Annotated in this window: 4 protein-coding genes; all 4 read left to right on the top strand. The window is 53.5% G+C overall.

Annotated elements, in window-relative coordinates:
- Window positions 1-1156: ankyrin repeat domain-containing protein (locus tag ACO6V1_RS22275; protein ID WP_422468648.1), on the top strand; the 1156-nt coding region annotated here is incomplete at its 5' end.
- 185 nt (window positions 1157-1341) lie between these two features.
- Entirely contained in the window at window positions 1342-2457 is a 1116-nt protein-coding gene (hisC, locus tag ACO6V1_RS22280) for a histidinol-phosphate transaminase (protein ID WP_422468650.1), read from the top strand.
- Window positions 2458-2468: 11 nt separating this feature from the next.
- On the top strand, window positions 2469-4829 hold the full coding sequence (locus ACO6V1_RS22285; RefSeq protein ID WP_422460774.1) for a bifunctional prephenate dehydrogenase/3-phosphoshikimate 1-carboxyvinyltransferase: 2361 nt from the start codon (window positions 2469-2471) through the stop codon (window positions 4827-4829).
- A partial coding sequence (locus tag ACO6V1_RS22290) for a (d)CMP kinase (RefSeq protein ID WP_422468652.1) occupies window positions 4822-5104 on the top strand: 283 nt, incomplete at its 3' end. The genes ACO6V1_RS22285 and ACO6V1_RS22290, both read left to right, overlap by 8 nt.

Raw genomic sequence — 5104 nt, forward strand, 5'->3', positions numbered from 1 at the left:
TGTTGTCAACGTTCTTCTGGACGCAGGGGCCAGAGTTAATGTCTGCGATCGTGATTATCGAACTCCGTTGCATGAGGCCCGTAGCCAGGCGATTGTGAAAGCGCTTTTGGTCAGGGGAGCTGATATTGAGGCCAAAGGCTGGTGTGAAGAGACTCCACTGATGTCTGTGGTTTCTTATCGAGGCGGCTTTGGGGCTGTAAAGGCACTTCTGGTCGCAGGTGCCAGCGTTAATGCCCGCAATCGTCTTGGTCGAACTCCGTTGCATAATGTCCGTAGCCAGGCGATTGTGAAAGAGCTTCTGGCCCGGGGTGCCGATATTGAGGCCAGGGATAATAACGGAGACACGCCACTGGCGGTTCAATACAATCTGGAAGAATTAAAGGCGCTTCTGGTCGCAGGTGCCAGTGTTAAAGCCCGCAATAACTATGGCCAGACTCCGTTGCATGAGGCACGTAGCCATGGGGCTGTGAAAGAGCTTCTGGCCTGGGGAGCCGATATTGAGGCCAGGGATAATTATCAGGCAACGCCATTACTTTTAGCGGTTTCAGGTGCTTACGAGCCGGAGGTGATCAAGGCACTATTGGCCGCGGGTGCCGATCTTGAAGCTACTGATCAATTAGGCTGGACGCCATTGCACCATGCGGCTGGTAATGGTGGGTGCGATCTGCGGCATATCGGTGTGCTGCTGTCTGAGGGGGCCAACCTTGAAGCCAGAGCTGGTAACAGGCAATGGACCCCGTTGCATAAAGCGGCAATGGGGGCTTTCGGCAAGAAAATAAAAGTGCTGCTGGCTGAGGGGGCCAACTATAACGCAAAAAACAGCAGGGGCGTGACACCGTTGGACGTTATAGGTGGCAGCAACGAAGGCTTAAAAGCTCTGTTGGATTCAGGTGCCAGATGTAATCGCAGACTGACTGGCAGAAGGAGTTGCCTTATTCCGTGTAATTTTCAGCCCCACTCACTTCAGGCCTGCGCTCGCACCGCTATCCGCTCGCGCCTGGTTGAACACCGGAAAAAAACCGGACAACCGTTGTCGGAATCGGTGCAGGATCTGCCGCTGGATCCGACGCTGAAAGCCTATCTCTATAGGCCCCTGAGTTGGGAACTTATCTATAACCAGGGACTGTATTTGTCGTCAGTACTTAAACTTCCCTAGGGATTATCTTCTTGACAATAGTTGAAGCTGATAACAACATTTTCAGGCTGTTTTTGCCCGAAAAGCGTATTACCGCTGAAATTTTCCATAATCAATAAAAATTGCCACGAGTTGAAATGGCTTTTTCATCGGCTGAAATGAGAGAGCCCGTTTTCAAGTTTAATAACCCAACTGAAGGTCAAATTATGTCCTGTGATTTTCTGCAGCTGGCGGTACCCGGAGTAAGAGGAATGAGTCCTTATCAACCAGGCAAGCCTATTGAGGAGCTTGCCAGGGAGCAGGGCTTGAAGGTTGAGGATATTGTCAAACTGGCCAGTAATGAAAACCCTCTGGGGCCACCACCTGCTGCGCTGAAAGCAATGGCCGAATCCCTGGCAGAGCTGGCCCGTTATCCCGATGGCAGCAGTTATCAGTTAAAACAGGCGCTGGCAGAAAAACTGAAGGTAGCACCGGAGCAGTTAACCCTGGGCAATGGGTCCAATGATGTGCTGGTGCTTCTGGCGGAGTCGTTTCTGGATACCCGCAGTTCTGCGGTTTTTTCTCAGTATGCTTTTGTTGTTTATCCTCTGGCTGTGAAGGCCGTGGGGGCTGAGAGTATTGTGGTTCCAGCGCTGAACTATGGTCATGATCTGGATGCCATGGCGGAAGCGATCCAGGCCAATACCCGGATTGTCTTCCTGGCAAATCCTAATAATCCCACCGGTACCAGCTTCAGTGAACAGGATCTGCTGGGTTTTCTGGGTAAGGTGCCGGAAGAGGTGATCGTTGTCCTTGATGAGGCCTATTTTGAGTATGGGGTGGGTGGTGACCTGCCTGATGGTATCGACCTGCTTGACCGCTATCCCAATCTGGTGGTGACCCGAACCTTCTCCAAGGCTTATGGGCTGGCGGGGGCCCGGGTCGGTTACTCGATATCCAATCCTGAAATAGCCGATGTGCTGAACCGTTTGAGGCAGCCATTTAACCTGAATCTTCCTGCTCAGTTCGGTGCGGTTGCCGCACTGAAGGATGAAGCTTATCTGCAGCAGTCCATTGAGATTAATCAGCAGGGGATGGCATTCCTGGAGCAGGGGTTTGCCGACCTTGGGCTGAACTGGATCCCTTCATCGGGTAATTTTATCACCGTCGATCTCAAGCGGAATGCCATGTCGGTCTATGAAGGGTTGTTGTCCAAAGGCATTATTGTTCGGCCAGTGGCCAATTACGGCATGCCTGAGCACCTCCGTATTTCCATTGGTTTGCCGGAAGAAAATCGTCGTTGTCTGGAAGCGCTGAGCCAGGTTCTTGGTCAGTCGTCGTAAGGAGTGCGTTTGTGAAAACAGTTGATACACTGCTGGTGGTTGGGTTGGGCCTGATCGGGGGATCTTTTGCAGCGGCGGTAAAGTCTGCCGGTGCGTGTCGGCAAGTGTATGGTTATGACCAGAATAAAGCCTCACTGGAAGAGGCCGAGGCGCTCGGGATCATTGATTATGGCTGCGAAAGCCTCTCCGCCGGTGTTGCCGCTGCTGATGTGATTATGCTGGCCGTGCCCATGCTGGCAATGAAGCCCGTTCTTGCGCAGCTATCTTCCTTTTTGCCCGATGGCGTTCCTGCTGAAAAAGTGATTACTGATGCCGGGTCCAGTAAAAAAGCGCTGCTGGATGCTGCCCGTGAGGTTTTTGGCAAAGTTCCCTCCTGGCTGGTACCCGGCCATCCAATTGCGGGGTCGGAAAAAAGTGGTGTTGGTGCCGCAAAAGCTACCCTGTTTCAGGCCCATGATGTCATCCTGACCCCGTTGGCAAATACCGACTCTCTGGCACTGGCAAAGGTCAGGATGCTTTGGGAGGCCTGTGGGGCAGTGGTCACCAGTATGGATCCCTGTCATCATGATGAGGTTCTGGCAAAGACCAGCCATCTTCCCCATTTCCTGGCGTTCTCACTGGTGGATACGCTGGCCGGGAATCCGGATAATCAGGATATTTTTCGCTTTGCTGCGGGCGGCTTTCGGGATTTTACCCGGATCGCTGGCAGTGATCCTATTATGTGGCATGATGTGGCGCTGGGTAATCATCAGGCGGTGCTGGAAGCGCTGGATGAATTTACCGAGGGCCTTCAGGTACTCCGGGAAGCGATTGTGCAGAAAAACAGTCAGTCGCTGCTGGGAATATTCAGTCGTGCGCAATCAGCGCGTCAGCATTTCTCTTCTCTGCTGGAGAGCAGGAAGCAGCGGGTGAAGCCATTGCCTGATTCTGTCATGACGTCTGGTTTTTCGGGCTCTGTGCTGATTGAAGGTGAAGATTCAGATAAAGACGTTATGGACACTATGAAAGAAAGTACCCAGACATTTATTGCCAGCCCGGGAGGATCTATCTCCGGTGAGTTGCGTGTTCCCGGAGATAAGTCTATCTCTCATCGTTCCATCATGCTCGGTGCCCTGGCGGAGGGGGAAACAGTGATTGAAGGGTTTCTCGAAGGCGAGGATGCCCTGGCAACCCTGAAGGCATTTCGGGATATGGGGGTTCAGATTGATGGCCCCTATCTTGGCAAGGTCACTATTCAGGGAGTTGGCATGCATGGCCTCAAGCCGCCGGAAGGGCCGCTTTATCTCGGTAATGCCGGTACTGCCATGCGCTTGATGGCAGGGTTGATGGCAGCCCAGTCTTTTGATGTTACGTTAACCGGTGATCACTCCCTGTCCGGTCGCCCCATGAATCGGGTGGTGGACCCGCTTGGCCAGATGGGTGCCACCATCGAGACCTCAGAAGGTGGTCGCCCACCACTGAAGATCAAAGGCGGTAGACGGTTGCAGGGTATTGAGTATCATCTGCCAATGGCTTCGGCCCAGGTGCAGTCCTGCCTGTTGCTGGCGGGCATGTACGCAGATGGTGAAACGGTGACGGTTGCTCCGGGTATTGTTCGTGACCACACCAACCGTATGCTGAATGGCTTTGGTTATACGGTCTCGGTCGATGGTGAGGATGGCAGCAGGGTCGCGATTAAAGGAGGGGGCAAGCTGACAGCTACCCGAATCGATGTGCCCTCCGATGTGTCTTCAGCGGCATTCTTTATGGTGGCAGCCTCAATCGCCGAGGGGTCAGAGGTTCGTCTTTGCCATGTTGGCATGAACCCGACCCGTTCTGGTGTGGTTGAGATCCTGCAGCTGATGGGGGCGGATATTACCCTTGAAAACGAGTCCGTTGTGGGTGGCGAGCCCGTGGCCGACCTGGTGGTGCGTTCCGCGCCGCTGAAGGGTATTGATATTCCTGAGCGTCTGGTGCCCATCGCCATTGATGAATTTCCGGTGCTTTTTGTTGCAGCAGCCTGTGCAGAAGGCAGAACGCTGCTCACGGGTGCCCGTGAGCTTCGGGTGAAAGAGAGTGACCGGATTCAGGCCATGGCCGATGGCTTGATTGCCCTGGGTATTGATGCACAACCATTGTCTGATGGTATGATGATCAATGGTTCCGGTAATGCTGCTTCTGAAAAGAAGGGGAAGCCTGTATTTAACGGTGGCACTATTGACAGCCATGGCGATCACCGGATTGCCATGTCATTCGCAGTAGCTGCACTGCGGGCAAAGGACGATATTCGCATTCTTGACTGTGCAAATGTGGCGACTTCATTCCCGGATTTTGCAGGCCTGGCCAATCGAGCCGGTATGCGTATTGTGGTAAAGGTAAATACCAGTGAGTGAGTCTCAGACACCAGTGACAGTGGTCACCATTGATGGTCCCAGCGGGTCTGGCAAGGGAACGATTGCAGCCCTGCTGGCCAGAGAGCTTGGCTGGAGGTTGCTGGACAGTGGGGCGTTGTATCGGTTAACCGCCCTGGCAGCGATGAATCATGGGGTTGATTTTGCCGATGAGTCATCCCTGGAGGTTTTGGCAGGCCACCTTGATGTTCAGTTCTTACCATCAGAATCAGGCGCAGGTCTGACCATCATTCTTGAAGGTGAGCGGGTGGGTGCCA

The sequence above is a fragment of the Endozoicomonas sp. ALC013 genome, assembly GCF_049310205.1.
In the GTDB taxonomy this organism is placed as follows: domain Bacteria; phylum Pseudomonadota; class Gammaproteobacteria; order Pseudomonadales; family Endozoicomonadaceae; genus Endozoicomonas.